Raw genomic sequence first — 25,970 nt, 5'->3', positions numbered from 1 at the left:
TATAACGTCGCTGGTCTTGCGCACATTGCGTGCGCGGACGGCTCGCAGCATGCGCCGCTTTGGTGCGTGCGCCGCATGAACGAACAGGATGCGGCGTGCGCGCTTCGGCATTCGCAGCATGAAGCCAAGACGTGACAATGCGGTAGATGCCCACGCAGCGCCCGCAGCACGTTCACCCTCAACGGCATAAAGCTTGCTTTTCGCGTCTGCCCCTTTATCGGCCTTTTCCGCCCCAGGAGTCCGTAGTGTCCATCCGTGTCGCGCTGAACCATGTCACGCATTACCGCTATGACCGTCTCGTCGGATTGTCGCCGCAGGTCGTGCGGCTGCGCCCGGCGCCGCATTGCCGTACGCCGATCCTGTCGTATTCGATGCGCGTCGAACCGGAGCAGCACTTCATCAACTGGCAGCAGGACGCCTTCGCGAACTATCAGGCGCGGCTCGTGTTTCCCGAGCGCACGCCCGAGTTCAAGATCACGATCGATCTGGTCGCGGAGATGGCCGTCTACAACCCGTTCGATTTCTTTCTCGAACCGGCCGCCGAGCAGTTTCCGTTCGACTACGCGCCCGAACTGGCCGCCGAACTGGCGCCCTATATGGTGAAGCGCGAGATGACGCCGCGTTTCGCGGAGTTCGTCGCGAGCATCGACCGCACGCCGGAAAAGACGATCGATTTCCTCGTCGCGTTGAACCAGCGCTTGCAGCGCGACATCCGCTACCTGATCCGCATGGAGCCGGGCGTGCAGACGCCGGAAGAGACGCTGGTCAATGCGTCGGGTTCGTGCCGCGATTCCGGCTGGCTGCTGGTCGAGACGCTGCGTCAGCTCGGGCTGGCGGCGCGTTTCGTGTCCGGCTATCTGCTGCAGCTGGCGCCCGATACCAAGTCGCTCGATGGCCCCAGCGGCACCGAATACGATTTCACCGACCTGCATGCGTGGTGCGAAGTGTTCCTGCCGGGTGCGGGCTGGATTGGCTTCGATCCGACCTCGGGCCTGCTGGCGGGCGAAGGGCACATTCCCGTCGCCTGCACGCCGGAGCCGGGCAGCGCTGCGCCGATCTCAGGCGCGGTCGACGCATCCGAAGTCGAGTTCGACCATGCGATGTCGATCACACGCGTGCTCGAAACGCCGCGCGTGACCAAGCCCTACACGGAAGAGGCATGGCAACGCGTGCTGACGATGGGCGCGCAGGTGGACAGCCAGCTCGACGCGATGGACGTGCGCCTGACGATGGGCGGCGAGCCGACCTTCGTGTCGGTACGCGACCGCGACGCCGCCGAGTGGAACACCGACGCGCTCGGCCCGACCAAGCGCGGCTACGCCGTCGGCCTGATGGACAAGCTCCGTGCCGAATATGGCGCGAACGGCTTCCTGCATGTTGGCCAGGGCAAGTGGTATCCGGGCGAGCAGTTGCCGCGCTGGGCACTGTCGCTGTACTGGCGCGCCGACGGCGAGCCGTGCTGGAACAATCCCGCGCTATTCGCCGACGAGCGCTTCCCGGGCAACTACACCTCCGACGATGCGCAGCGCTTCATCACGCGGCTGGCCGAGAAGCTTGCTGTCGACAGCAACCATGCGCTGCCGGGCTACGAAGACACGTGGTATTACCTGTGGCGCGAGCGCCGTTTGCCCGTCAACGTCGATCCGTTCGATTCGCGTCTCGACGATGAAATGGAGCGCGTGCGGTTGCGCCGCGTGTTCGACGCGGGGCTGTCGGGCGTGACAGGCTATGTCCTGCCGCTGGCACGCGCCACGAGCGGGCCGGGCTGGACAAGCGGCACATGGTTTTTCCGCGACGAACGCATGTACCTGATTCCCGGCGATTCGCCGATGGGCCTGCGTCTGCCGCTCGATTCGCTGCCGTGGGTCGCACGCGGCGATTATCCGTATCAGCATGCGCACGATCCGTTTGCCGAGCCGGTGCCGCTGCGCACGGCGGCGGAATTGAGGATGCAGTACGAAGGCGTGTCGTATGATGCGCGCGGCGGCGCAGATGTCGGCAATGGACGCATCGGCTTTGGCGCGGGCGGCATCGGTGGCACAGGCAAGGGCGAAGGGGCAGCCACGCTGCCGCAAAACCGCTTCCCTGAACGCGGCGAATCGGCGTCGTCGGTGATCCGCACGGCGGTGTGCGTCGAGGCGCGCAATCCGGCACGCGCCGCCGGTCCCAAAGTGGAAGCCGACGCGCTCGGCAACGGACGCGCGCAGCTGCATGTGTTCATGCCGCCGCTGACCGCGCTCGACGACTATCTCGATCTGCTGGCCGCCGTCGAAGCCACAGCCGCCGATCTGAAGGTGCAGGTCGTGATCGAAGGCTATCCGCCGCCGCGCGATCCGCGTCTGCACGTGCTGCAGGTGACGCCCGATCCGGGCGTGATCGAAGTCAACATACATCCGGCGAAGAACTGGAACCAGCTGGTCGATCACACCGAGTTCCTCTACAACGCCGCGCACGAAACGTATCTGAGCACCGAGAAGTTCATGCTCGATGGCCGCCACGCAGGCACGGGCGGCGGCAACCACTTCGTGCTCGGCGGCGCGACGCCCGCCGACAGCCCGTTCCTGCGCCGCCCCGATCTGCTGGCGAGCCTGATTGCGTACTGGATCAACCATCCGTCGCTGTCGTACCTGTTTTCCGGGTTGTTTATCGGGCCGACCAGTCAGGCGCCACGCGTCGACGAAGCCCGCAACGACCAGGTCTACGAACTCGAACTGGCGTTCGCCGAACTGCAACGGCAGGTCGATCTGCTCGGCGGTCGCGATAGCGCGGCCGTCCCGCCGTGGCTGGTCGACCGCGTGCTGCGCAACATCCTGATCGACGTGACGGGCAACACGCACCGCGCCGAGTTCTGCATCGACAAGCTCTATTCGCCCGATGGTCCGACGGGCCGCCTCGGCCTGCTCGAACTGCGCGGCTTCGAAATGCCGCCGCACGCGCGCATGAGTCTCGTGCAGCAACTGCTGTTGCGCGCGCTGGTCGCGAAGTTCTGGCACACGCCGTATACGACGCGCCTCACGCGCTGGGGCACCGAACTGCACGACCGTTTCCTGCTCGGCACCTTCGTGCAGATGGATTTCGACGACGTGCTCGCCGATCTGCGCAACGCGGGCTACGCATTCGAGAGCGAGTGGTTCGCGCCGCATTTCGCGTTCCGCTTCCCGGCGATCGGCGAGACGCACGCGAATGGCCTGTCGCTGACCATCAGCGGCGCGCTGGAACCGTGGCACGTGATGGGCGAAGAAGGCTCGGCGGGCGGCACGGTGCGCTATGTCGATTCCTCCGTCGAACGGCTCGAAGTGAAGGTGCTGGGACTGAACGACAACCGTCATGTGGTGAGCGTCAACGGCGTGCCGCTGCCGCTGCAGTCGACGGGCCGCATCAGCGAGTTCGTCGCGGGCGTGAGCTTCCGCGCATGGGAGCAATCGTCGGCGCTGCATCCTACGATAGGCGTGCACGCGCCGCTGACTTTCGATGTGGTCGATACGTGGACGGGACGCTCGATCGGCGGATGCCAGTATCATGTCGCTCATCCGGGCGGGCGCAACTATCAGACCTTCCCGGTGAACGCGTACGAAGCGGAAAGCCGGCGGCGCGCGCGTTTCTTCACGACGGGCCATACGCCTGGGCCGCTCGTGGTGGAAACGGCGCCGCGCAGCCTGGAGTTTCCGTTCACGCTGGATTTGCGGCACTGGTGATACTGGTTAGCCGCCGCTGAAACCGTAAAGCCCACAACAACAGACTCGCGACGACATCTTGGCCTTTCAATCCACCTTCCCGTTCGAAGCGGCAGCAGGCCATCCCGATGCGATGGCCCTGCTGCGCACGTTGCCGCTGCTGGACGTGCGCGAAGGCCACTGGGATGAACTGCGCGATGCGTCGGGTCTGTTGCGCGCGCCGTGGCGGCGCTTTTTCGAGCTGCTCGGCGAAGAAGGCATTGCGGGGCTGGAGCCGGGGCGGGCGTCGATCGCGCAGCAGGTGCGCGACAACGACATCACGTACAACGTGTATGCCGACAAGGGCGAGCCGCGTCCGTGGGCGCTCGATCTGCTGCCGTTCATCATCGATGAAGACGAATGGGCGGTGATCGAGCGTGGCGTGCAGCAGCGCGCGAAGCTGCTCAACGCGATTCTCGCCGACGTGTATGGCCCGCAGAAGCTGTTGATGCAAAGCAAGCTGCCGCCCGCGCTGGTGTTCGGGCATCCCGGCTATCTGCGCTCGGTGAAGGGCTTCGTGCCGCCGGGCGGACAGTTTCTGCAGGTGGTCGGCGTCGATCTGGCGCGTGCGCCGAACGGCGAGTGGACGGTGGTGTCGCATCGCACCGAGGTGCCGTCCGGCTCCGGTTACGCGCTCGAAAACCGCATGATCGTGTCGAGCGTATTCGCCGATGCGTTCCGCGAGTTGCGCGTCAGCCGCCTCGCGCCCACCTTCTCGACGATGATCGCGACGCTCGCCGAATGGGCGCGCGAAACCATGCGCGACGGCAAGACGGACAGTGCACCGCATATCGCGCTGCTCACGCCGGGGCCGTTCGCGGAAACCTATTTCGAGCATGCGTTTCTGGCCCGTTATCTTGGCGTGACGCTCGCTGAGGGCAAGGATCTGACGGTCCGCAACGACATGCTGTATCTGAAGACGCTGACGGGTCTGGAGCGCGTGCACGTGGTGCTGCGGCGTCTCGACGACGCGTTCTGCGATCCCGTCGAATTGCGCGCCGATTCCACCATCGGCGTGCCGGGGCTGTTGCAGGTGATGCGCGCGGGCAATGTGATCGTGTCGAATGTGCCGGGTTCGGGCTTTCTCGAATCGCCGGCGATGCACGGCTTTTTGCCCGGCATCTCGCAGACCCTGCTCAACGAACCCTTGCTGCTGAACGGCGTACCGACCTGGTGGTGCGGCGAAGAAGCCGCGCGCGAGCACGCCTTCGCGAACATGGAAGACGCGTTCCTGCAGCCGACATGGCCCACGCGCACGCCGGCCGGCCCGCCCGGCATTGCAGGCGGCATGCAGCGGCTCGACGCGTGGAAAAGCCGCATCGCGCGCTCGCCCGATGCGTTCACGATCCAGCAGCCGCTGCCGTATTCATGCACGCCGCGCTACGACGACGGCACGATCGGCAACCGGCCCAGCGTGCTGCGCGCGATTGCCGTCGCCGATGCGAACGGTGACTGGCATGTGCTGCCCGGCGGCTTCACGCGACTCGCGGCGGAGCGGCAGTCGTCGGTGTCGATGCAGTTCGGCGGCAGCAGTGTCGACACGTGGGTGTTGTCGAGCCAGCCGAATTCGACCTTCACGTCGCTGTTGCCTTCGCCGCTGAAACCCGCCGACCTCGCGCGCAAACATCGCACGGTATCGAGCCGCGCGGCGGAAAACCTGTTCTGGAGCGGCCGCTACGGCGAGCGCGCGGAAAACAACGTGCGGCTGTTGCGGCTGATTCTCGGCTCGCTGGAAAGCAACGGCGCCGACACGATGTTCGCGACTCTCGCCGAACTCGCGCTGCAATTTGGCCTCGTGCAAGCGGGCGATATCGTCGCGGGGCAATCGCTGCAGGCGTTCGAGCGCACGCTGGTGGCGAATCTGCACGAAAACAACGGCGCTTACAGCATCGGTCAGAATCTCGCGAGCCAGGCGCGCGCGAGCGGTGAAATACGCGGGCGGCTATCGAACGATCACTGGCGCGTGATTCTCGCCGCGCGTAACGATTTCCGCGACGCGCTGCATGAACTGACGCCGGCGGCCGCTGTGTCGTCGAAGGCGTCATCGCGTGGCAAGGCGCGCTACAACCGCGTGTCGCTGATGAACGCGCTCGAACATCTCGCCACGCAGCTCGCGGCGATCAGCGGCGCGCAAGGCGACCGCATGACGCGCGACGAAGCGTGGCGGCTGATGTTTGCCGGCCGTCATATCGAACGCGTATGGGCGATGACGTCGATCCTGCGCGTGGTCGCGACGCAGCGCCAGCTGGCGACGCCCGCTGCGTTCGATCTGCTGCTGCAACTGTTCGACAGCACGCTGACGTATCGCTCGCTGTATCCGGGCCGGCTCGAAGTGCCCGCGCTGATCGATCTGCTCGTGATCGAGCCGACCAATCCGCGCGGTCTGTACGGCGTGTATGCGCGGCTGCGGTCGAAGCTCGACGATATTTCGATGGCGGCGGGTGGCACGCGTCATCGCCGCTTCGCCGATATGCTGCCGGCCGCGAGCGCGCTGCCGTCGCTCGAACAGCTGTGCACGACGGACGACGACGGCCTGTACACGGAACTGATCGCGTTGTGCGACCGCCTCGCGATGTGCGTGACGGCTGCCGCGAATGAAATCAGTGCGCGCTATTTCAGCCACGCGAACACGCTTGCCGCGCAGGTGCAGTCATGAAGGATGCCCAGACGCTGCTGTCCGTGTCGCATCGCACCACGTATCACTACTCGACGCTGGTCGAGACGGCGCAACATCTCGCGACGATCCGCCCACTCGCGTGCTCGTGGCAGCGCGTGGTTGCGCATACCGAGCGTATCGAGCCATCGCCTTCGTATCTGCATAGCCGTATCGATGCGTTCGGCAACGACGTGCTGTATTTCGCACTCGATGCGCCGCATGAGCGTTTGCAAATGGTCAGTGAAACGACGGTGCAACTGACGCCGCGCTGGCGCGATCTCGACCCCGAGGCCACGCCGGTATGGGAGGAAGTCGCCGATTCGCTGCACTTTCGCGCAGGCGGCGTGTGTCATCCACAGGTCGAGTTCTGCTTTGCGTCGCCCAATATCGCTTTGAAGCCGTCGTTACGCGACTACGCGCTGCGCAGCTTCAAACCCGGCACGCCCATCGTCGCGGGCGCGATCGATCTGATGCACCGCATTCACGCGGATTTCGATTACAAGCCGTCGGCGACGATGTTCGATACACCTGCCGAACGTGCGTTCGATATGAAAAGCGGCGTCTGCCAGGATTTCGCGCAGGTGATGATTGGGTGCCTGCGAGCGCTTGGCCTGCCCGCGCGCTATGTCAGCGGCTACCTGCGCAATGATCCGCCGCCGGGTCAGCCGCGCCTGATCGGCGCCGATGCGTCGCATGCGTGGGTGTCGGTGCATTGCCCGCAAAGCGGCTGGATCGATCTGGACCCCACCAACGACGTGCTCGCCGACATGGACCACGTGACGCTCGCCATCGGCCGCGATTACAGCGACGTCTCGCTGCTGCGCGGCATGATTCTTGGCGGCGGTGCGCATCGGGTCGAGGTCGCCGTCAGCGTGCTGGCGCTATAAGCAACAGTGAATTTCAATCGGCGCATCGCTGCCAGATTTGACAGCGTGCATACGCACATATAGACTTCCTTCCATGAGCAAGCTTCCTTCCCATGACGATTGCAACTGTTTCGCGCTGCGCCAGGCGGCGCGGTACGTCACGCAGATCTACGAACGCCATCTCGGCGAGGTCGGCCTGACGGCGGCGCAGTTTACGATCGTCGCGAAGCTGGCGCGCAGGCCTGGTCTGACCATGATGGAACTGGCCGAGACCATGGTGATGGAACGCACCACGCTCGTGCGAGCGTTGAAGCCTTTGCAGCGCGACGGGCTTGTCGTCAGCGAGTCGTCGGAGCACGATGGCCGCACCTATCAGTTCAGCCTGTCGAAAGCCGGCAAGGAAACCTTCGAACAGGCCGCTATCGCATGGCGCGCCGCGCAGGACGAGTTTGAAACCAAGTTCGGACGCAGCCGCGCGAAGGCCTTGCGCGCCGAGTTGTTCAATCTGACGGCCGAATAATCCCGTTGTGTTTTTCGCGCGCCGCAAGGCGCATCCGACACAAACGATTTCATGGTGTGCATATGCACGTAGAGTTAAACGCTGAAGAGATGCAGGTTTCGCCCGAAGACGATTGCTTTGCGATCCGTCAGGCGGCGCGTTTCGTGACCCAGCTTTACGACCGTCATCTCGGCCAGGTTGGCCTGAAGACGACGCAGTTCTCGATCATGGGCCGGCTGATGCGCCGCAAGTGGATGACGATGAAGGAACTCGCCGACTCGATGGTGATGGAGCGCACCACGCTGGTCCGTGCGATCCAGCCGTTGCAGCGTGACGGACTGGTGTTCACGGAAGCGTCGCGCAGCAACCGCCGTGTGTTGACGGTGATGCTGACGACGGCGGGCGAAGAACGCCTGAAAGCGGCGCGCGAGCATTGGCACGCGGCGCAGAAAGAATTCGAAGAACGCTTCGGGACGCAACGCGCGGCGGATCTGCGCGACGAACTGTTCGATATGACGCGGCGCTAACGCCACAGGTATCACGCAATCAGGCAGGCGCAGTAACGCGCTTTTTTTCAACGACTTCCAGTGCATACGCACATAGAGCCATGTCTACCACTCCTTCCATTGCTCCGCCCGCCGTCGCCGGTGTAGCGAAACAGACGCGCAGTATTCCGTGGATGCTGCTGGCGGTGATCACCGTGATCGTCGTGGTTGCGGCCGCCGGTTCGTACTGGTTCTTTGTGGGCCGCTACATCGAAACCACCGACGACGCCTATGTGGGCGGCGATGTCACCGTGCTTGCGCCGAAGGTGAGCGGCTTCGTCGAAGACGTGCTGGTGCAGGACAACCAGTTCGTCAAAGCCGGGCAAGTGCTGATCCGCCTCGATTCGCGCGATTACGATGCGCGTCTCGCGCAGGCCAATGCGGAAGTCGCGAGTGCGGAAGCCTCCGTGACGGAACTGGAAGCGAAGAAATCGCTGCAGCTTGCGACCATCAACGAGCAGTCCGCCGAAGTGCGCGCATCAGGCGCTGAGTTGACGCGTAGCGCGTCGGATTCGGTGCGCTATCGCCAGCTCGTGAAGGACGACGCCGTGTCGAATCAGGTCGTCGAACGCGCCGATGCCGACCTCGCGAAAGCACATGCCGCAGTGGATCGCAGCAGTGCCGCGCTGACGGCGGCGCAGCGCCAGTTGACCGTGCTCGATGCGCAGATCAACGATGCTCACGCCCGCGTCGCGACGGCAGTGGCATCGCAGCGCGTGGCCGCATTGAACGTGGAGTACACCACGATTCGCGCACCGATCGATGGATATGTCGGCAATCGCACGGCGCGCGTCGGCGTGCTGGCGAATGTGGGCGTGTCGCTGCTGACGGTGGTGCCCGCGAACGGTCTGTGGATCGACGCGAACTTCAAGGAAGACCAATTGAAGAAGATGCAGGTCGGCGATGTCGTCGATGTCGATCTGGACGCGTCGAGCCATCGCATCGAAGGCGTGGTCGAGAGTCTCGCGCCTGCCACGGGTGCTACCTTCAGCGTGCTGCCCGCAGAGAACGCGACGGGCAACTTCACGAAGATCGTGCAGCGCGTGCCGGTGCGCGTGCGCCTGTCGGTGCCGAAGCAGATGCAAGGCGTGCTGCGCCCCGGTCTGTCGGCGACGGTGAAGGTGCATCTGCGCGACGAAGCGGACACGAGCCGTGCCGCAGGCCGTTCGGCTTCGTAACGCACGGACGCCGCGACCATCATGAGCAAGACGACATCCGCTCCCGCGAATCCGGCCGATCTGCCGACCGCTACCAAAGTCTTCGCATTCTCGCTGCTGTGCCTCGGTTTCTTCATGGCGACGCTCGATATCCAGATCGTCGCGTCGTCGCTGAAGGATATCGGCGGCGGGCTGTCGGCGAGCCAGGATGAACTGTCGTGGGTGCAGACCGCGTATCTGATCGCCGAAATCATGGTGATTCCGATGTCGGGCTGGCTCACGCGCGTGTTCTCTACACGCTGGGTGTTTGCGGCGTCGGCGCTGGGCTTCACCATCACGAGCATGCTGTGCGGCCTCGCCTGGGACATCAACTCGATGATCCTGTTTCGCGGCCTGCAAGGCGCTGCGGGCGCGGCGATGATTCCGACCGTGTTCACGACAGCGTTCATGCTGTTTCCCGGCAAGCAGCGGATCATCGCCGCGACGACGATCGGCGCGCTCGCCTCGCTGGCACCGACCATCGGCCCGGTGATCGGCGGCTGGATCACGGATCAATGGTCGTGGCACTGGCTGTTCTATCTGAACCTCGTGCCCGGCATCCTCGTGACCGTACTCGTGCCGCGCTATGTCAACGTCGATCACGCGGATATATCGCTGCTCAAGACAGGCGACTATCTGGGCATTCTGCTGATGTCGGGCTTTCTCGGCTGCCTCGAATATGTGCTCGAAGAAGGGCCGCGCAAGAACTGGTTCGGCGATAACGTGATCCTGTTCTGCGCGTGGATCTGCGCGATCTGCGGTTTCCTGTTTCTCGTGCATGCGTTCACTGCGAAAGAACCGATTGTCGATCTGCGAGCGCTGGCGATCCGCAACTTCGGCATCGGCAGTCTGCTGTCGTTTATTACGGGCATTGGTCTGTTCTGCACGGTGTTTCTGACGCCGGTGTTTCTGTCGCGTGTGCGGGGTTTCGATTCGCTGCAGATCGGCGTTGCGTTGTTGTCGGTGGGTTGCGCGCAACTCGTCGCGCTGACCGCCTATTCGTTTCTCGCGCGACGCGTCGATATGCGTCTGCTGATGGTGTTCGGCCTGATCTGCTTCGGCGTGGGCTGTTACCTGTATGTGCCGCTGACAAACCAGTGGGGCTGGCAGGAGTTGCTGATTCCGCAGGTGTTGCGCGGCGTTGGCCAGCAGTTCTGCGTGCCGCCCATCGTGACGATGGCGCTGGGTTCGCTGCCGCCGTCGCGGCTCAAGTCGGCCAGTGGACTGTTCAACCTGATGCGGAACCTGGGCGGCGCAATCGGCATTGCCGTGTGCAGCACGATGCTCAACGATCGCCTGAACCTGCATTACGAACGTCTCGACGAGCATGTAACGGCGGGCCGTCCGGTGATCGAAGCGATGCTGCAGAACCAGAGCGCACATTTCGCGGCGGTGGGTGGCGACATGCTCAACGGCGCGTCGGCGGGACTCGCTTCGCTGCATGCATTGCTGATGCGCGAAGCGCTCGTGCTGACCTTCTCCGACACCTTCCTCGCCGTCTCGCTGTGCTTTGCGGTGGGCCTGATCAGCGTGCTGTTCTCGCGGCCTTTTGGTTTGACCGCGCCGCCGCCCGACGCGCACTAAAACGCCCGCATGCCATCACTCTTTCCGCTGACTGGAAAACCCGATATGAAACAGATCGTAGCCAAAGCGCTTGCCGTTGCCGCCGTCATGACGCTTGCGGCCTGCGCGGTGCAGCCCGAGACGCACGCGGACTTGCCGCAGACAGTGAAAACGGTCGCGCCCGACGCGTGGAGCGTCGATGCACCGAAGGACACGGTGGACGCGGATGAATGGTGGTCGCAGTTCGGCGATCCGACCATGCACCAGCTGGTCGATATCGTGCTCAACGATAACCTCGACGTGAAAGCCGCCGTCGAGCGCGTGAAGCAGGCGCAGGAAGTGACGAAGCAGCAGCGCGCCGCGCTGGCGCCGCAACTCGATGCGGGCGCGACGGCATCGTATGAACGGATCAACACGCCGCCGCCGCTCGGCTATGTGAAGCAGGCTGGCGCCGGTTTGACGGCCTCGTGGCAGCCCGACGTGTTCGGCGGCGAACGTCTGGCTGTGCTCGCCGCACAGGCGCAGACAACGGGGCGGCAATCGGCGCTGAACGAACTGCGGCTCGCAATCGCGGCGAACACGGCTGCCGCGTATATCGACTTGCGCTGGGCGCAATCGCAATTGCAGATCGTCAACGACAACGAGGAGATTCGCGCCCGCGCGCTGAACCTCACGCAAAAGCGCCTGAAATACGGGCTGTCGACGCAACTCGACGTCGCCCGCGCGCAGAACCAGTTACAGGATTTGCAGGCACAACTGCCGAAGATCAAATCGGACATCCAGCACGACATGAGCCTGATCGCAGTGCTGTCGGGACGCACGCCGGAAAGCATCGACAGTTTGCTGCTGAGCGAGGCGCGTCCGATTCCCGCACCTGCGCAAAGCGTGCCGCAGACGTTGCCGTCGGAAGCGCTGCTGCGCCGTCCTGATGTGCGCACCGCCTACGCAACCGTCGAACAGCGTGCCGCCGAGGTTGGCGTGGCGCGCGCGGACCGTTATCCGAAGTTCAACCTGAGCCTGAGCGACGGCATTCTCGCATCGTCGTATCTCGGCATGCCGACACTGACGGACAACCTCTTCAGCGCGGCCTTGAATGCCACCAGCCCGATCTTCAACGCGGGCCGCATCACCGCGCATATCGAGCAGAACGAGAGCCGCATGCGCGAATCGCAATTGAACCTGCAACAGACGATGCTCAACGCGCTGAAGGAAATCGAGGATACGCGCAGCGATCTCGTCAACGACGACGCGCAGGTCGCGAAGCTCGGCGGCGCACTCGATGCGTCGGGTCAGGCGCTGCATCTGTCGACGGAACTGTACAAGGGCGGCGCGTCGAGCTTCCTCGATGTGCTCGATGCACAAGAGGCGTATCTGCGCGACTCGGAAGCGCTGAACCAGGCGAAGCGCGAGCATGCGCAGGCTGTCGTTGCGTTGTATCGCTCGCTCGGTGGTGGCTGGGATGTGCCTGCGGCTGGCAACAGCGATGTCGCAAAGGCGAAAGCTGCGGCAGATGTCGCGGCGAACTGAACGCGAATGTGGCGCCTCGCTCGCGCGAGGCCGTAATGGTGTCCTTCAACTTGAGGAATTGCGATGAATGCACGCGAGATTGTGATTGCGCATCCCGTCCGTACGCCTATCGGCGCATTCGGTGGGTCGTTGAAAGATGTGCCTGCCGTGCAGCTTGGCGCGGCGGCGGTGCGCGAAACGTTGCGGCGCAGCGGCGTCGATGCAGCGACGTTGTCGTCGGTGGTGATGGGCAATGTCGTGCAGGCCGGCAACAAGATGAATCCCGCGCGCCAGGCGGCGATTGGCGGCGGCGCGCCCGTGTCGGTGCCGGCGTTGACCGTGAACCGCGTGGGCGGCTCCGGCGCGCAGGCGATCGTGACGGCGGCGCAGGAGATCGCGCTCGGATACGGCGATGTGGCGATCGCGGGCGGCATGGAGAACATGGACCGTGCGCCGTATCTGCTCGACAGCGGCCGCTGGGGCAGCCGCATGGGCAATGCGCAGGTGCATGACAGCATGTTGCGCGACGGTCTTGTCGATGCGTTTTCCGACGAGCACTCCGGCTGGCATACGGAAGATCTGGTGAGCAAGGCCGAACTGACGCGCGCCGCGCAGGACGAATGGGCGGCGCGTTCGCAACAGCGCTTTGCCGCGGCGCAGGAGCGTGGTCTGTTCGATGCCGAACTGGTCGCCGTCGAAATCGCCGGGCGCAAGGGCACGGTGCAATTCGCGCGCGACGAGCAGCCGCGCCCCGATACGACCATCGAAACGCTCGCGAAGCTGCGCCCTGCGTTCCGTGCCGACGGCACGATCACGGCGGGCAATGCGCCGGGTCTGAACAGCGGCGCGGCGGCAATGATCGTCGCGGGACGCGACTATGCGGATGCCCACGACATCGAACCGTTCGCGCGTCTCGTGTCGTTCGGTGTCGCGGCAATCGAGCCGGGCATGTTCGGCCTCGGCCCCGTGCCTGCCGTGCAGATCGCGCTGGAACGCGCGGGCTGGAAACTCGGCGATGTCGAACGCGTCGAGATCAACGAGGCGTTCGCCGCCGTGCCGCTTGCCGTTGCGCAGAAACTCAGTCTCGCGCACGACATCATCAACGTGGAAGGCGGCGCGATTGCGCATGGCCATCCTATCGGCGCAACGGGCGCGATCCTGACCACGCGCCTGATTCATTCGATGCGCCGCGATGGTCTCAAGCGTGGCATCGTGACCTTGTGCATCGGCGGCGGGCAGGGCATTGCGCTGGCGCTGGAAACCGTCTGACGCGTTTCGATCCGATTGCATGGACACCGTCCGCAGCGGCGCACGCAAGCTCGCTGCGGGCGGTGTCGTTTTACGACATACTGCCTATCCACGCGCACGGCGCAGGCGATGCGAGCAGACAACGGAGGAGCAATGCGAATTCTCGTAGTAGGGGCAGGGGCAACGGGTGGCTACTTTGGCGGGCGCCTTGCGCAGGCGGGCCGCGACGTGACGTTTCTGGTGCGCGAAAAGCGGGCTGAAGAACTGCGGCGCTCGGGGCTGGTCATCAAAAGTCCGCGCGGCGATCTCACCTTGCGCGACGTCAAGACCACGCTCGCCTCGCAGATCACGCAGCCTTACGATCTCGTGCTGCTGAGCTGCAAGGCCTACAACCTCGACGATGCGATCGAATCGTTTGCGCCTGCTGTCGGCGACACGACGATGATCCTGCCCGTGCTGAACGGCATGCGCCATATCGACGTGCTCAAGCAGCGCTTCGGTGCGGCGAACGTGCTGGGCGGCCAGTGCGTGATCGCGGCAACGCTCAATCGCGAGCGCGAGATCGTGCATCTGAACGACATGCATTCGATTGGCTTCGGCGAACTGGATGGCGGCATCAGCGAGCGCGTGCGCAACGTGGCTGCGGCATTCGATGGCGCGGGTTTCGATTCCGCCGCATCCGACAATATCCTGCAGCAGATGTGGGAGAAGTGGGTGTTCCTCGCCACGCTGGCGACCAGCACCTGTCTGCATCGCGCCGCTATCGGCGACATTGTGAAGACGGCGGACGGGCGTCGTGTGATCGAAGGCATTCTCGGCGAATGCAAGGGCGTGGCGGCAGCGAACGGTTATCCGCTCGGCGATGCTTCCAATGCACGGGCGCAGACCATCCTGTTTGCGGAAGGCTCGCCGCTGACGGCTTCCATGTTGCGCGACATCGAAATGCAATCGCGGATCGAAGCGGATCATGTCGTTGGCGATCTGATCGCGCGCGGCGGCGAGGCGCAGAAGGATGGTGCGCTGTCGCTGCTGCGTGTCGCGTACAGCCATCTGAAAGCTTATGAAGCGAGGCTGGCGCGGCAGTCCGTCTGATGATTCCAATGTGAGGGGCTGACCGGGCAGTAATGCGGGAGGCTGAAGTAGAATCGACCGCACTGACTCACACGAGGTTGACCATGCCCATGCCTCAGGGTTCGGTGCCGGCGCTCTGCACGGCCTCCGCGACGATGTTCTCACTTGGGATTATCTTCCTCGGCTATTGGGGCTTGCAGGAAGGCGGCAGCTGGACGACGACTGATCGGCTTGTTGCCGGGTTTGCGATTGTTGGGTTTGCGTTTCTCGGGCTGGTGCCGTTTGTTGTGACCTCGCCTGTTGTGTCGGAGTCGGATGACTCGAAGATACGGTTTGGTAGGGGGATGTTTTTGATTGGGGTGATGGCGGTTTGGTTGTCGATTGCTGTTTCTGTGGTTTTTCGGCGGCCCTGAAGGGGCCTCAATCTGTGCTGCGGTGCGGGGTGGGTTATTTGCTGGCATCCGCTTTTTGGTAGTGGTCTGCAGGTGTTGCCCCTGTGCGGGGCGGCACTTACTTTCTTTGCCGCCGCAAAGAAAGTAAGCAAAGAAAGCGGGCTAACACCGCTAATCCTTGTTATTGCCTGCGGGCCCCCGACCGGTCCTATCCCTCACACGACATCTCCCTTCTTCATCCTCGTTGCTCACGCTTCGAACAAGCGCCTCCCCCGCTTCAATCACCCGTAGTACAGCCAGCGGCAGCGACTCGCATTTGCCGCCCAGGTGGCAAACGGTGTGTAGGTTGTCGCGCCCCATGCGTCGGCGATCCTACAAGAGACACCGCCTTTGCTTTTCAGTCCGGAGTGGTGCGTGTACGGCGCGAAAGCCGACACACCGTTTGCCACCTGGGGAACCTGGGCAGGTTGATCGCGCAAGTTGTGACGCGGGCGTGTGAAGCGGGGGATGCGCTCTTTAGAGCGTTGGCAGCGGGCATCGAGAAGTGCGTTGCCATGAACAGGACAGGGCCGTAGGGGGCCCGCAGGCAAGAAGAAGTGTTGGCGGTGTTAGCCCGCTTTCTTTTGCCTACTTTTCTTTGCGGCGGCAAAGAAAAGTAGGTGCCGCCCCGCACAGGGGCGACGCATGAAGAACCAGGAGCAAACCGCGGATGCCAGCAAAAAACCAAACCTGCGCCAGCCCCACACCAAAAATCAACTCTTCTTCTGAATAAACTCGATCTTGTACCCGTCAGGGTCCGTGACAAATGCAATAACAGTCGTACCGTGCTTCATAGGCCCAGCCTCGCGCACGACAGTCCCGCCCTGCTCCTTGATCTTCGCACACGCGGCATACGCATCATCCACCTCAACAGCGAGGTGTCCAAACGCGTTCCCCATGTCATAAGACTCGGTATCCCAGTTGTGCGTCAACTCGAGAACCGTGCCATCTTTCTCATCTTCATAACCAACGAAGGCTAGCGTGAACTTGCCCTCCGGATAATCATTCCGACGCAGCACTTTCATGCCGAGCAACTCAGTGTAGAACTTGATCGAGCGGTCGAGATTGCCGACTCGAAGCATAGTGTGGAGAAGGCGCATTATGTACTCCCATGTGGCCTGTCAATGTCGAGGACGACACTGTAACGAAAAAGCCGCTCTCTCGCTAAGCGCGACCCAGCGCAACAGTCATCGTCCACGCGCCAACGGCATCGAGCAAACGGCTAGAAGAGGTGCCGTAGTCCCGCCATCAGACCGATCTGCGTTCCCTTCTGCGAGAGTCCAACACTATTGACGCCCTGCAATTGTGCGCCAATCAGATCACCGCGATACAGCGAGTAATCGCCTTCCACATACACATCCGTACGCTTCGACAAACTGTAGTCGGCGACCAGTTGATACTGCCACGCCGAGCCGTCCTGCGCGGATGTCTTGCCATCCTGCAAAGTCCGCCACACGTTCGCCGCGAAATGCCACGCGGCGCCGACCTGCTGCGTGATGCCGCCCAGTATCATGCGACGCCGTGAAAAATCCGTGTACTTGAGCGCAGCAAGCACAGGCGCCGTGAACGGACCGTTCGCGAAGTTCGAAAAGCCCGCATCGTTCTGATTGACGATATAACCGAGCGCAAAGCGCGTCTGGTCCCATGTGTACGACGCGCCGAACGTCCACGCCTTCGCGGCGCTGCCGTTCACGGAATCGCGTGACTCTTCATATGCGCCGCCCAGATTAACCGGGCCGCCACTCGGCGCGTAGGCAACGGCCGCGCCATACTGCGAGCCATACGACGTGTGCCCCGCCACGCCGCCGAACGCATACGCCATCGACAAGATCACGTCATGCGCGCGCGCCTGATACTGCACCTGATTGCTCGTCCAGATGCCACCCGACATCGTCACTTCCGGCTGAAAGCTGAAGTCGTACGGAATCCACGGGTTGCTGCCGTAGCCGCCAATCGTGATGCCCTCGATCAGCACGTTCGGCATGCGCCCAAAAATCAGCTTGCCATACGTTGACGATTGCACGCCCACCTGCGCTTCGTTGAAAAACGGCAGCGTCGGATCGCTTTGTCCGCTGTTGATATAGATGCGGTTTTCGAGCTTGAAGAAAGTCGACCAGCCGCCGCCCAGGTCTTCGACGCCGCGCAAGCCCCAACGGCTCTCCGACATGCCGCCGTTGCCGAGACCGACGCTCGAATCGCCGTTTTTGTTCACGTGCGTCATATAGCGCACGCTTTCATCGACGATGCCGTACAAGGTGACGCTCGATTGCGCGTGCGCCGTCGCGCACATCACAGCAGGCGACAGCGCAGCCCATGCGCAGACCTTCAGCCTCTTGCTCACCTTCGTCATACCGTCTCCTGATCCATCCTGCATGCGTTCGCGTGGGAATGTCTTAAAGCGGTGCGGCGTCGCTGGCGCGCAATGAGGCCTGCGCAAGCAAGCGTAAGATTAATCTGTATGAAGAGTCAGAAAGATAAAAGAAAGCCCGCGTGTTGCGGGCTGTCTACAGTGATCTTTGAGAATGCAACGAATCGTAGTTGGGATTCTGTCGTTGCGTTCGCAGAGACGAAAGCGGAAATCCGGGCGGCTATTGAGGCGCAGCAGCCGACACGGCCTGCGCCACGGCCACATATTCCGCGACGGGCACATCTTCGGCGCGGCGCTGCAGATCGAAGCCGAGCGCGTCGAAATCGATCACATCGCGATACGCGGACAGCGTATTGCGCAACATCTTGCGACGCTGCGAGAACGCGGCCGTGACGACTTCACCGAGCGTGGTTTCATCGACGACGGGCAGTTCATGCTTCTCGTACGGAATCATGCGCACGATCGCCGAATCGACCTTCGGCGGCGGCTGGAACGACTCGGGCGGCACGTCGAGCAGCTTGTCGATCACGTAGCGGTACTGCAGCATCACCGAGAGACGGCTGAACGCCTTGCTGCCCGGCTCCGCGACCATCCGTTCGACCACTTCGTTCTGCAGCATGAAATGCTGATCGATCACGCGCTCGGCAAAGGTGGCGAGGTGGAACAGCAGCGGACTCGAAATGTTGTACGGCAGATTGCCGACGATACGCAGCGTCCGCTTGTCGCCGTCCGCTGCCAGCGAACCGAAGTCGAACGCGAGCGCGTCGCCTTCATGAAGTTCGAGCAGCTCGCCGAATTTCTTCTTCACGCGCCCGATCAGATCGCGATCCAGTTCGACGGCGTGCAGCGGGCTCTCAGGCGTCGCGAGTCGCGCGATCAGCGGTGCCGTCAGCGCGCCCAGCCCCGGCCCGATTTCGACCATGCGCTCGCCGCGTTGCGGACGGATCACGTCGACAATCGAATCGATGATGCCCAGGTCGACCAGAAAATTCTGTCCGAAGCGCTTGCGCGCGAAATGGCCCTGGTGCTGTCTGCTTGAACTGTTGGACATCGAAAGAAGCTACAAAATAAGTCAGGAGGCGCGACGGCTGCGCGCCATGGAAACTGCCGTGTCGATCGCGGCAATCAGGCTGCCCGCGTCCGCGCGGCCCGTGCCGGCGAGATCGAGTGCCGTGCCGTGATCGACGGACGTGCGGATGATCGGCAAGCCCAGCGTCACGTTGATACCTTCGCCGAAGGTCGCATACTTCAGCACCGGCAAGCCCTGATCGTGGAACATCGCGAGCACGCAATCGGCTTCGTTCAGATAACGCGGCTGGAACAGGGTATCGGCGGGATATGGGCCGCGTGCATCGATGCCCAGCCCGTCCGCCAGTTTCAGCGCGGGCGAAATCACATCGATTTCTTCGCGGCCGAGATAGCCGTTTTCACCTGCATGCGGATTCAGGCCAGTGACGAGAATACGCGGCGCAGGCAGGCCGAAATGATGGCGCAAGTCGTGATCGATGATACGCAGTGTGTCGACGAGACCTTCGACCGTCAACGCCGCCGACACATCCTTCAGCGGCAGATGCGTGGTGGCCAGTGCAACGCGCAGCGGCCTTGCACCCGTACCCGCCAGCATCATCACGACGCGCGGCGTATGCGTGCGTTCAGCGAGATATTCGGTGTGGCCGGTGAACGGCACGCCGGCATCGTTGATCGTGCTCTTTTGCAGCGGCGCGGTGACGATCGCGTCGAACGTGCCGGCGAGCGCGCCGTCGATAGCGGCGTCGAGCAGCCCAAGCACATACGGGCCGTTCTTCGCGTCGAGCTTGCCCGCCTGCGCGGGCGCGCCGAGCGCGTGATGCTGCGTGGCGATGCGGCGGCCCTGCTGCGCCGCCCAGTCGACGCCGACGGCGTTCGCGCGTTCGGCCATCAGGCCGCTGTCGGCGAGCACCGTGAAGTGCGCGTCGGGCCAATGCGCGCCCGCTGCCGCGAGCGCCTGCGCCGTGAGTTCAGGACCGACGCCAGCCGGCTCGCCCGTGGTGATCGCGATGTTCAGCGGTGCATTCGAGGGCTGGGCTGACGTCATGACGATTCCTGTTTATTGCGCGGAAGTACCCGTGATCGGGCCTACCTTGTAATCGACATACGCGGTGTCGCGCAGTTCACGCAGCCAGTCGGCATAAGCCTGTTCGGCCTTGCGCTGACCGATCGCCTGACGCGCGAGGTCCATCTGCTGCGACACTGAGCCTTCCGCTTCGCGGCGGCCGAGCACCTGGATCAGGTGGTAGCCGTATTCGCTTCGCACCGGCTGGCTGATCTGGTTGTCCTGCAGCGCATTCATCGCGCGCTCGAACTCGGGCACCGTTTCACCCGGGCTGATCCAGCCCAGATCGCCGCCTTGCGACGCCGAACCGTCCTGCGAATAAGTACGCGCGAACTTGTCGAAATCGCCCTGACCCGATTCGATTTCCTGGCGGATTTCCAGCAGCTTCTGGCGTGCCTGCGGCTCCGACAGACCGTCGCCGACGCGCAGCAGGATGTGGCGCACGTGTGTCTGCGTGAGCTTGGTCGAATCGGCGGAAGTCGAACCCTGACCCGAACGGCGCTCGACGAGACGCACGATCTCGAAGCCGTCGTTGGTGCGGATCACGGTCGGATTGACCTGGCCCGGACGCAGCGTCGAAGCGGCCGTCACGAATTCAGCCGGCAGTTTCGACGGCGGCTGGAAGCCCAGATCGCCGCCCTTGGAGGCATCGGGTGCCTGCGAATTGGACTTCGCGAGCTTCTCGAAGTTATCGCCCTTCATGGCTTCCTGCAGCAGCGCATTCGCCTTGGCCTGAGCCGCCTCGATATCCGTCTGCGACGCGTTGAGCGGCGCCTTCAGGAGGATGTGCTCGAGGTGCAGATCGCTCGTCAGACCCGCCGTCGGGCCGCGCTGGCTGGCGATGTAGTTCGCCACTTCCGCGTCCGAAACCGTGACCTTGCTGTCCACTTCCTTCTCGCGCAGACGCGACAGCAGCAGTTCCGTCTTCGCGTCGCCCGTGAAGGTCGACCAGGGCACGCCTTGCGCCTCGATGCGCGAGCGGTACATGTCGAGCGACATGTTGTTGGCCTGCGCGAGGCGCTCGAGCGTGCGCTGCACGGTCGGTTCGTCGACGGTGATGCCGTCTTCACGCGCCTTCTGCAGCTGGATGCGCTCCAGCACCATCTGGTTGAGCACCTGCTGGCGCAGCTGGTCGGCAGGCGGAATCGGCGCGTGCTGCTGGTTCAGCCGCTTCGTGATGAGGCCGACGCGCATGTCCAGCTCGCGCTGCGTGATGACGCCGTTGTTGACGACAGCCGCGATGGTGTCGACCGTCTGGGCATTGCTGTCGCCGCCCAGTGCCTGTGCGTGCGCCGATGCGGCCAGAAGAATGGATGCGGCCGCAGCGAAGCCGGTCGCGAACGTTGCCAGGCGAAGCTTTTTCATGATTGCCACAGATACTCCAGTGATGTCGGGCACGCTCGGCCCGTCTTTTCCGTCCTGCGAACGACGCGGCATCGGTCCATGATGCGTGACACCATCATTCGTAGTTGTTGAACTGCGATTCGGGCGGCGGCGGCGGCGCTGGCGGCTGGTAGCCCGCCACGCTTGCGCGGAACGCGGACATCAGCCCGTTGTCGACGCTCGACAGCCCCTTGAAGGTCAACTGCGCGAGCACCCGCGTGCCGGACGACGTGCTGCCCGTCGAGGTGACCCCGTTTGCATAGCGCTGGAAACCGACGCCGAGCGTCCAGCAATCCGCGTCGTATTGCACGCCGAGTAGCGCGTCGACGACGCGTTGCCGCTTCAGGTCGTAATTGACCCGTCCGACGCCGTTGACACGGTGCATCAGCGGCCATTGGCCCGAGATCAGCAGCTGGTTGATCGGCTGGTCGTCGAGCGTGGTGTTGGCGCGCGTGTAACGATAGCCGAGGTTGATGACCTTGCCCGATTCCGGGCTGTACCCGAAACCGATGCTGGTTTTCACCAGCTGATTGTTGTCGGCATTATATTGGAACGCCGTTTCCGACGCGAAACCAGCCCCGAGCTTCAGCGACGCGCCGAGAATCAGGTCCGAATGCGTTGCCTGTTCCGACGCTTGCGGCGTCTGGTCCAGCGTGACGCGCTGATCGCGGAAATAGTACTGCTGCGCGATCACGAAGCGCGCGCGCTCGTCCCCCGTTGCCGGGTTCAGGAAACGCGTGGTGAGCGCGGCCGTGATCCGGTTCGCATCGGCGATACGGTCGTTACCGACGAACGTATTCGGCGTGAAGATTTCTGCCAGACCGAAGTCCGATTCAGCCGTGTCGAACAGCGGCGCGAAGCTCTGGTTGCGATACGGCGTGTAGACGTAGTACAGACGCGGTTCCAGCGTCTGGATATAGTCCTGGCCGAACACGCGCACCGAGCGGTCGAAGATCAGGCCGGTGTCGAACGAGAACGTCGGCACCGACTCCGTGAAGTTCTTCGGCTGGTTTGCAGGCGAACCCGTGCCGATATTGCTCAGATCGTACGACGCGAAGTGCCATTGCACCTTCGGCGTGACGAAATAGCCCGGCCCGACCACCGAATACGCGATGTACGGATTGAAGACGACGCGATCGCCTTCCGTCGCATCCGCCGTGGTGATACGAAAACGCGTGTAGTCGGCTTCTGCGCCGAAGTCGAAGCCGCCGATGTTGTACTTCGCGTACTTCACGTTCAACTGCGGCTCGCGGCCGTACGGCGCGGTGGACGGCGTCAGCGTCTGCCAGTGCTGCTCGCGCGCGAGCACCGACCACGGACCGTTGTTGTACGTGAGGCCGGCTTCCTGCTGGTACAGCAGCTGCGTGCCGTTCAGGAACTGGTTCGTCGACGACGACAGGTCTTCCGGATAGGTGTTGTCCGAGACCTTGTTGTAGTAGATGTACCCACCGAAGCCCGAACCGAAGTTCTGGTTGTGCTGGATATACAGCGCGTAGCGGTTCGTGTGGGTGATCTTGTCGTCGGGCAGATACTCGCCCGTGATCGACCCGCTATACGTTGGCGACAGATAGCGGAAGTTCGCCTGCAACTGCACGCCGCGCTTGGCCAGAATCCGCGGCGTGACCGTCAGATCGCGGTTCGGCGCGATGTTGAAGTAGTACGGCAGCGACAGCTCGAAACCGTTGGTCGAACTGAGCGACGCCGTGGGCGGCAACAGGCCGCTGCGCCGCGCGCCCGACAGCGGGAACGACAGCCACGGACTCGCGAACACGGGCACGCCCTGGAAGAACAGCACGCCGTTGTGCGCGACGCCGTCGTCGGCGCCCGTGTCGAAATCGAACTCGCTGCCCTTGATGTACCACGCCGGGTTTTCCGAGCACTGACACGCCGTGTACGTGCCGCTCGTGAACACCGAGCGCTCGTTGTCGAGCAGATCGACCCGCTCCGCGCTACCCGACCCGCCCGTCACCGTGAAGTGATACTTCGGCGTGGTCATGTAGCCTTCGCTCGACTCGATCTTCATGTGCGCTTCGGGGCCCGCGAACGTGGCGCCGTTGCCGGACAGATGGACATTGCCGTATGCATCGGCCATGTCCGTATCCTGATCGTAATGAAGCGCGTCGGCCTTCAGGGCCGAGGTGCCGCGACGGACTTCCGCCGAACCCTTGGCGGCGATGTCCTGATCGGCGGTGCCCGTGGTCGAGTCGCCCAGCACGAAGGTGGCGGGACTCGCGCCGTCGGGCGTGGTGTGTTCTTCGAGTTGTGGAGCCAGCCGCAGGCCCCACGGCGCGTCTATCGGCTGCGCCTGCGCCGCCTCTCCCGCCAGCTGTGCATGCGACAGCGCGGGCAGCAGACCCGGCACGGCGACCAGCGCCGCTGCGAGCCGCCTTCTGCGCGGCAGGCCGCCAGAGGAGGGAGTGGTTGGGAAAAGCTGTCTGGGCGGCATGTATCGTTTGGCGTATCGGCCCTGCTGTCAGTTCATCCGCCCTGTTCGGTCGCGCGTAGCCGCCTGTGCAATCGGGTATCGAATGCACAACTATTGACGATTCATGCAGCGGTGAGGCGGGCGATCCTGCGAGATGCGCGAGAACTGACGCGAGTCGCGTCAAAAAAGTCGTGGGGTATTATATGGCAAGACGTTGCCCACCCCGATTTTGTCGCCTGTATTTCATGACGCATTCCCCTGCTTCTTCCCTTACATCCGCTTCTTCGACAGCGGACAGCCGTCTCGAACTTCTCGACGGCTGGCTGAAAACCCATGCGGACCGCTACGGTCTGGACCTGGCCACCCTGAAACCCGCTTCCGCCGACGCGAGCTTCCGCCGCTATTTCCGCCTCGCGGGCAGCGGCGTGGAGCTTGCAGCGGGCGGCGGCACAGTGATCGCCGTCGATGCGCCGCCGCCCGAAAAATGCCGCGAATTCGTCCAGGTGGCGGGTTTGCTGGCCGACGCGGGCGTGCATGTGCCGCGCGTGCTCGAAGTGGATCTCGACGCGGGCTTCATGCTCGTGACGGATCTCGGCACCCAGTCGTATTTGTCAACGCTCAGGGAAAGCAGCCCCGCCGAGGCCCGCGCGCTGATGCGCGACGCGCTCGATGCGCTGATCCGCTGGCAGCTGGCGTCGCGCGAGGACGTGCTGCCGCCGTTCGACGAAGCGTTCCTGCGCCGCGAGATGGAACTGATGCCGGAATGGTTCATCGGTCGGCACTTGGGCCGCGAGGTGGACGAGACTACGCGCGGCGTGCTCGACCGGACCTTTGCGCTGCTGGTCGCGAGCGCGCGGGCGCAGCCGCAGGTGTTCATGCTGCGCGATTTCATGCCGCGCAATCTGATGATCGCCAGCCCGAATCCGGGTGTGCTCGACTTTCAGGACGCGGTGTACGGCCCGATCACCTACGACGTGGCCTCGCTGCTGCGCGACGCGTTCATCAGCTGGGACGAGGAGTTCGAGATTGACTGCTTCGTGTACTACTGGGAACGCGCGAAAAAGGCGGGCTTGCCCGTCGATGCCGACTTCGGCGAGTTTTACCGGCAGATCGAGTGGATGGGATTGCAGCGGCACATCAAGGTGCTCGGCCTGTTCTGCCGGATCAACTATCGCGACAGCAAACCGCATTACATGGCGGATCTGCCGCGTTTCATGGGCTACGCGCGCAAGGTGTGCGAACGCTACCGGCCGCTCGTGCCGTTCGCGAAACTGCTCGATGACCTCGAAGGCCGCGCTGTCGATGTCGGCTATACGTTCTGACGGTGAAGACCTTGAATAAAGCGATGATCTTCGCCGCCGGGCGCGGCGACCGGATGCGACCGTTGACGGACACCTGTCCGAAGCCATTGCTGAAGGTGGGCGGCAAGGCGCTGATCGAATGGCAGATCGAGCGGCTCGCGAGTGCGGGATTCACGACGATCGTGATCAATCATGCGTGGCTGGGTTCGATGATCGAAGAGGCGCTGGGCGATGGCTCGCGGTTTGGGGTGTCGTTGCGTTATTCGGCCGAGGGCGAAGCGCTCGAGACTGCGGGTGGGATTGCCCAGGCGTTGCCGTTGCTCGAGGATGGCGGCGAGCCTGAGGTGTTTGTCGCCGTTGCAGGTGATGTTTATTCGGACTTTGACTATGGGTTATTGCGTGGGCATGCTGCGCGACTGGCCGGTCTCGACAAGCCGGGGATGCATCTGGTGATGGTGCCGAATCCCTCGTTTCATCCCAATGGGGATTTCGTTCTCACGAGTGATGGTTCGCTGGCGCTCGACGGTGCGCCGCGGCTTACGTTCGGCAGTATCGGGATGTATGACACGCGGATGTTTCGCGATGTTGTGCCGGGGAGCCGGCAGGCTTTGACGCCTTACTATCGCGAGACCATTGCGCACGGGCGTGCGACAGGCGAGCTTTACGATGGGCTTTGGGAGAATGTTGGCACGCCTGATCAGTTGGAAACGCTTGATAGGGTGCTGCTGGCGCAGCGGGGTTAGTGTTGGGTTTGCTGGGTTTGTCTGTTCGCTGGCGTCCGCGTTTTGTTAGTGGTTCTTCACGCGTTGCCCCTGTGCGGGGCGGCACCTACTTTTCTTTGCCGCCGCAAAGAAAAGTAGGCAAAAGAAAGCGGGCTAACACCGCCCACTCCGGTCATTGCCTGCGGGTCCCCCTCTGTTCCTATCCTTCACACGGCAACCTTTCAGTCACCGCCCGTTGCTATCGCTTCAAATATTCGCCTACCCCATTTCAATCACCCGTAGCGCCCCGAGCGGCAGCGAATCGTATCTGCAGCCCAGGTGGCAAACGGTGTGTAGGTTGTCGCGCCTGATGCGTCGGCGATCCTACAAGACACACCGCCTTTGC

The 25,970-nt window shown here is 63.3% G+C and carries 19 protein-coding genes; 13 read left to right on the top strand and 6 right to left on the bottom strand.

Annotation, left to right across the window (positions count from 1 at the left end):
- Window positions 1-245 precede the first annotated feature (245 nt).
- The 11 genes from DK391_RS31205 (at window position 246) to DK391_RS31155 (ending at window position 15,276) form a co-directional block, all read left to right on the top strand.
- Window positions 246-3,695, top strand: coding sequence for a transglutaminase family protein (locus DK391_RS31205; protein WP_109481862.1), 3,450 nt, complete (start codon window positions 246-248; stop codon window positions 3,693-3,695).
- A gap of 58 nt (window positions 3,696-3,753) precedes the next feature.
- Window positions 3,754-6,369: a circularly permuted type 2 ATP-grasp protein gene (locus tag DK391_RS31200; RefSeq protein ID WP_109481861.1), complete on the top strand. Its 2,616-nt coding sequence runs from the start codon at window positions 3,754-3,756 to the stop codon at window positions 6,367-6,369.
- Window positions 6,366-7,256, top strand: coding sequence for a transglutaminase family protein (locus DK391_RS31195; RefSeq protein WP_109481860.1), 891 nt, complete (start codon window positions 6,366-6,368; stop codon window positions 7,254-7,256). Before DK391_RS31200 ends, DK391_RS31195 begins: the two co-directional genes overlap by 4 nt.
- Before the next feature lie 73 nt (window positions 7,257-7,329).
- A complete protein-coding gene (locus DK391_RS31190; RefSeq protein ID WP_109481859.1) occupies window positions 7,330-7,755 on the top strand; it encodes a MarR family transcriptional regulator in 426 nt (141 codons plus the stop codon).
- A gap of 62 nt (window positions 7,756-7,817) precedes the next feature.
- Complete coding sequence (locus tag DK391_RS31185; protein WP_109481858.1) at window positions 7,818-8,261, top strand: MarR family winged helix-turn-helix transcriptional regulator; 444 nt, start codon at window positions 7,818-7,820, stop codon at window positions 8,259-8,261.
- Between the two features lie 80 nt (window positions 8,262-8,341).
- Entirely contained in the window at window positions 8,342-9,457 is a 1,116-nt protein-coding gene (locus DK391_RS31180) for an HlyD family secretion protein (RefSeq protein WP_109481857.1), read from the top strand.
- A gap of 21 nt (window positions 9,458-9,478) precedes the next feature.
- Window positions 9,479-11,059 carry a DHA2 family efflux MFS transporter permease subunit gene (locus DK391_RS31175; protein WP_109481856.1) on the top strand — a complete coding sequence of 527 codons (1,581 nt, stop codon included), beginning with the start codon at window positions 9,479-9,481 and terminating at the stop codon, window positions 11,057-11,059.
- Between the two features lie 45 nt (window positions 11,060-11,104).
- Window positions 11,105-12,565, top strand: a complete 1,461-nt coding sequence (locus DK391_RS31170; RefSeq protein ID WP_109481855.1) for an efflux transporter outer membrane subunit — start codon at window positions 11,105-11,107, stop codon at window positions 12,563-12,565.
- Between the two features lie 63 nt (window positions 12,566-12,628).
- Entirely contained in the window at window positions 12,629-13,813 is a 1,185-nt protein-coding gene (locus DK391_RS31165; protein ID WP_109481854.1) for a thiolase family protein, read from the top strand.
- A gap of 132 nt (window positions 13,814-13,945) precedes the next feature.
- A complete protein-coding gene (panE, locus tag DK391_RS31160; protein ID WP_109481853.1) occupies window positions 13,946-14,884 on the top strand; it encodes a 2-dehydropantoate 2-reductase in 939 nt (312 codons plus the stop codon).
- Window positions 14,885-14,967: 83 nt separating this feature from the next.
- A complete protein-coding gene (locus DK391_RS31155; RefSeq protein ID WP_109481852.1) occupies window positions 14,968-15,276 on the top strand; it encodes a hypothetical protein in 309 nt (102 codons plus the stop codon).
- Between the two features lie 731 nt (window positions 15,277-16,007).
- Here DK391_RS31155 and gloA read toward each other — a convergent pair.
- The 6 genes from gloA to DK391_RS31125 form a co-directional block, all read right to left on the bottom strand.
- On the bottom strand, window positions 16,008-16,394 hold the full coding sequence (gene gloA / locus DK391_RS31150; protein ID WP_109481851.1) for a lactoylglutathione lyase: 387 nt from the start codon (window positions 16,392-16,394) through the stop codon (window positions 16,008-16,010).
- A 122-nt stretch (window positions 16,395-16,516) separates the two neighbouring features.
- Window positions 16,517-17,644 (bottom strand): porin, encoded by a 1,128-nt coding sequence (locus DK391_RS31145; protein ID WP_109481850.1) that lies wholly within the window; start codon window positions 17,642-17,644, stop codon window positions 16,517-16,519.
- A 238-nt stretch (window positions 17,645-17,882) separates the two neighbouring features.
- Window positions 17,883-18,713, bottom strand: coding sequence for a 16S rRNA (adenine(1518)-N(6)/adenine(1519)-N(6))-dimethyltransferase RsmA (gene rsmA, locus DK391_RS31140; protein WP_109481849.1), 831 nt, complete (start codon window positions 18,711-18,713; stop codon window positions 17,883-17,885).
- A 21-nt stretch (window positions 18,714-18,734) separates the two neighbouring features.
- Window positions 18,735-19,736 (bottom strand): 4-hydroxythreonine-4-phosphate dehydrogenase PdxA, encoded by a 1,002-nt coding sequence (gene pdxA, locus DK391_RS31135; protein ID WP_109481848.1) that lies wholly within the window; start codon window positions 19,734-19,736, stop codon window positions 18,735-18,737.
- Between the two features lie 12 nt (window positions 19,737-19,748).
- A complete protein-coding gene (locus tag DK391_RS31130; RefSeq protein WP_109481847.1) occupies window positions 19,749-21,128 on the bottom strand; it encodes a peptidylprolyl isomerase in 1,380 nt (459 codons plus the stop codon).
- A gap of 85 nt (window positions 21,129-21,213) precedes the next feature.
- A complete protein-coding gene (locus DK391_RS31125) occupies window positions 21,214-23,583 on the bottom strand; it encodes an LPS-assembly protein LptD (RefSeq protein WP_109481846.1) in 2,370 nt (789 codons plus the stop codon).
- A gap of 224 nt (window positions 23,584-23,807) precedes the next feature.
- Between DK391_RS31125 and DK391_RS31120 the strand changes: the two genes are divergently transcribed.
- Together DK391_RS31120 and murU are read left to right on the top strand one after the other, a co-directional pair.
- Window positions 23,808-24,884: a phosphotransferase gene (locus tag DK391_RS31120; RefSeq protein WP_109481845.1), complete on the top strand. Its 1,077-nt coding sequence runs from the start codon at window positions 23,808-23,810 to the stop codon at window positions 24,882-24,884.
- Window positions 24,885-24,907: 23 nt separating this feature from the next.
- The gene (murU, locus tag DK391_RS31115; RefSeq protein WP_109481844.1) at window positions 24,908-25,606 is read left to right on the top strand and encodes an N-acetylmuramate alpha-1-phosphate uridylyltransferase MurU; all 699 of its coding nucleotides are present in this window, start codon (window positions 24,908-24,910) and stop codon (window positions 25,604-25,606) included.
- Window positions 25,607-25,970: the final 364 nt, after the last annotated feature.

It is taken from the genome of Paraburkholderia sp. C35, from assembly GCF_003121405.1.
In the GTDB taxonomy this organism is placed as follows: Bacteria; Pseudomonadota; Gammaproteobacteria; order Burkholderiales; family Burkholderiaceae; genus Paraburkholderia.
This window is presented reverse-complemented; position numbering and strand designations above follow the sequence as displayed.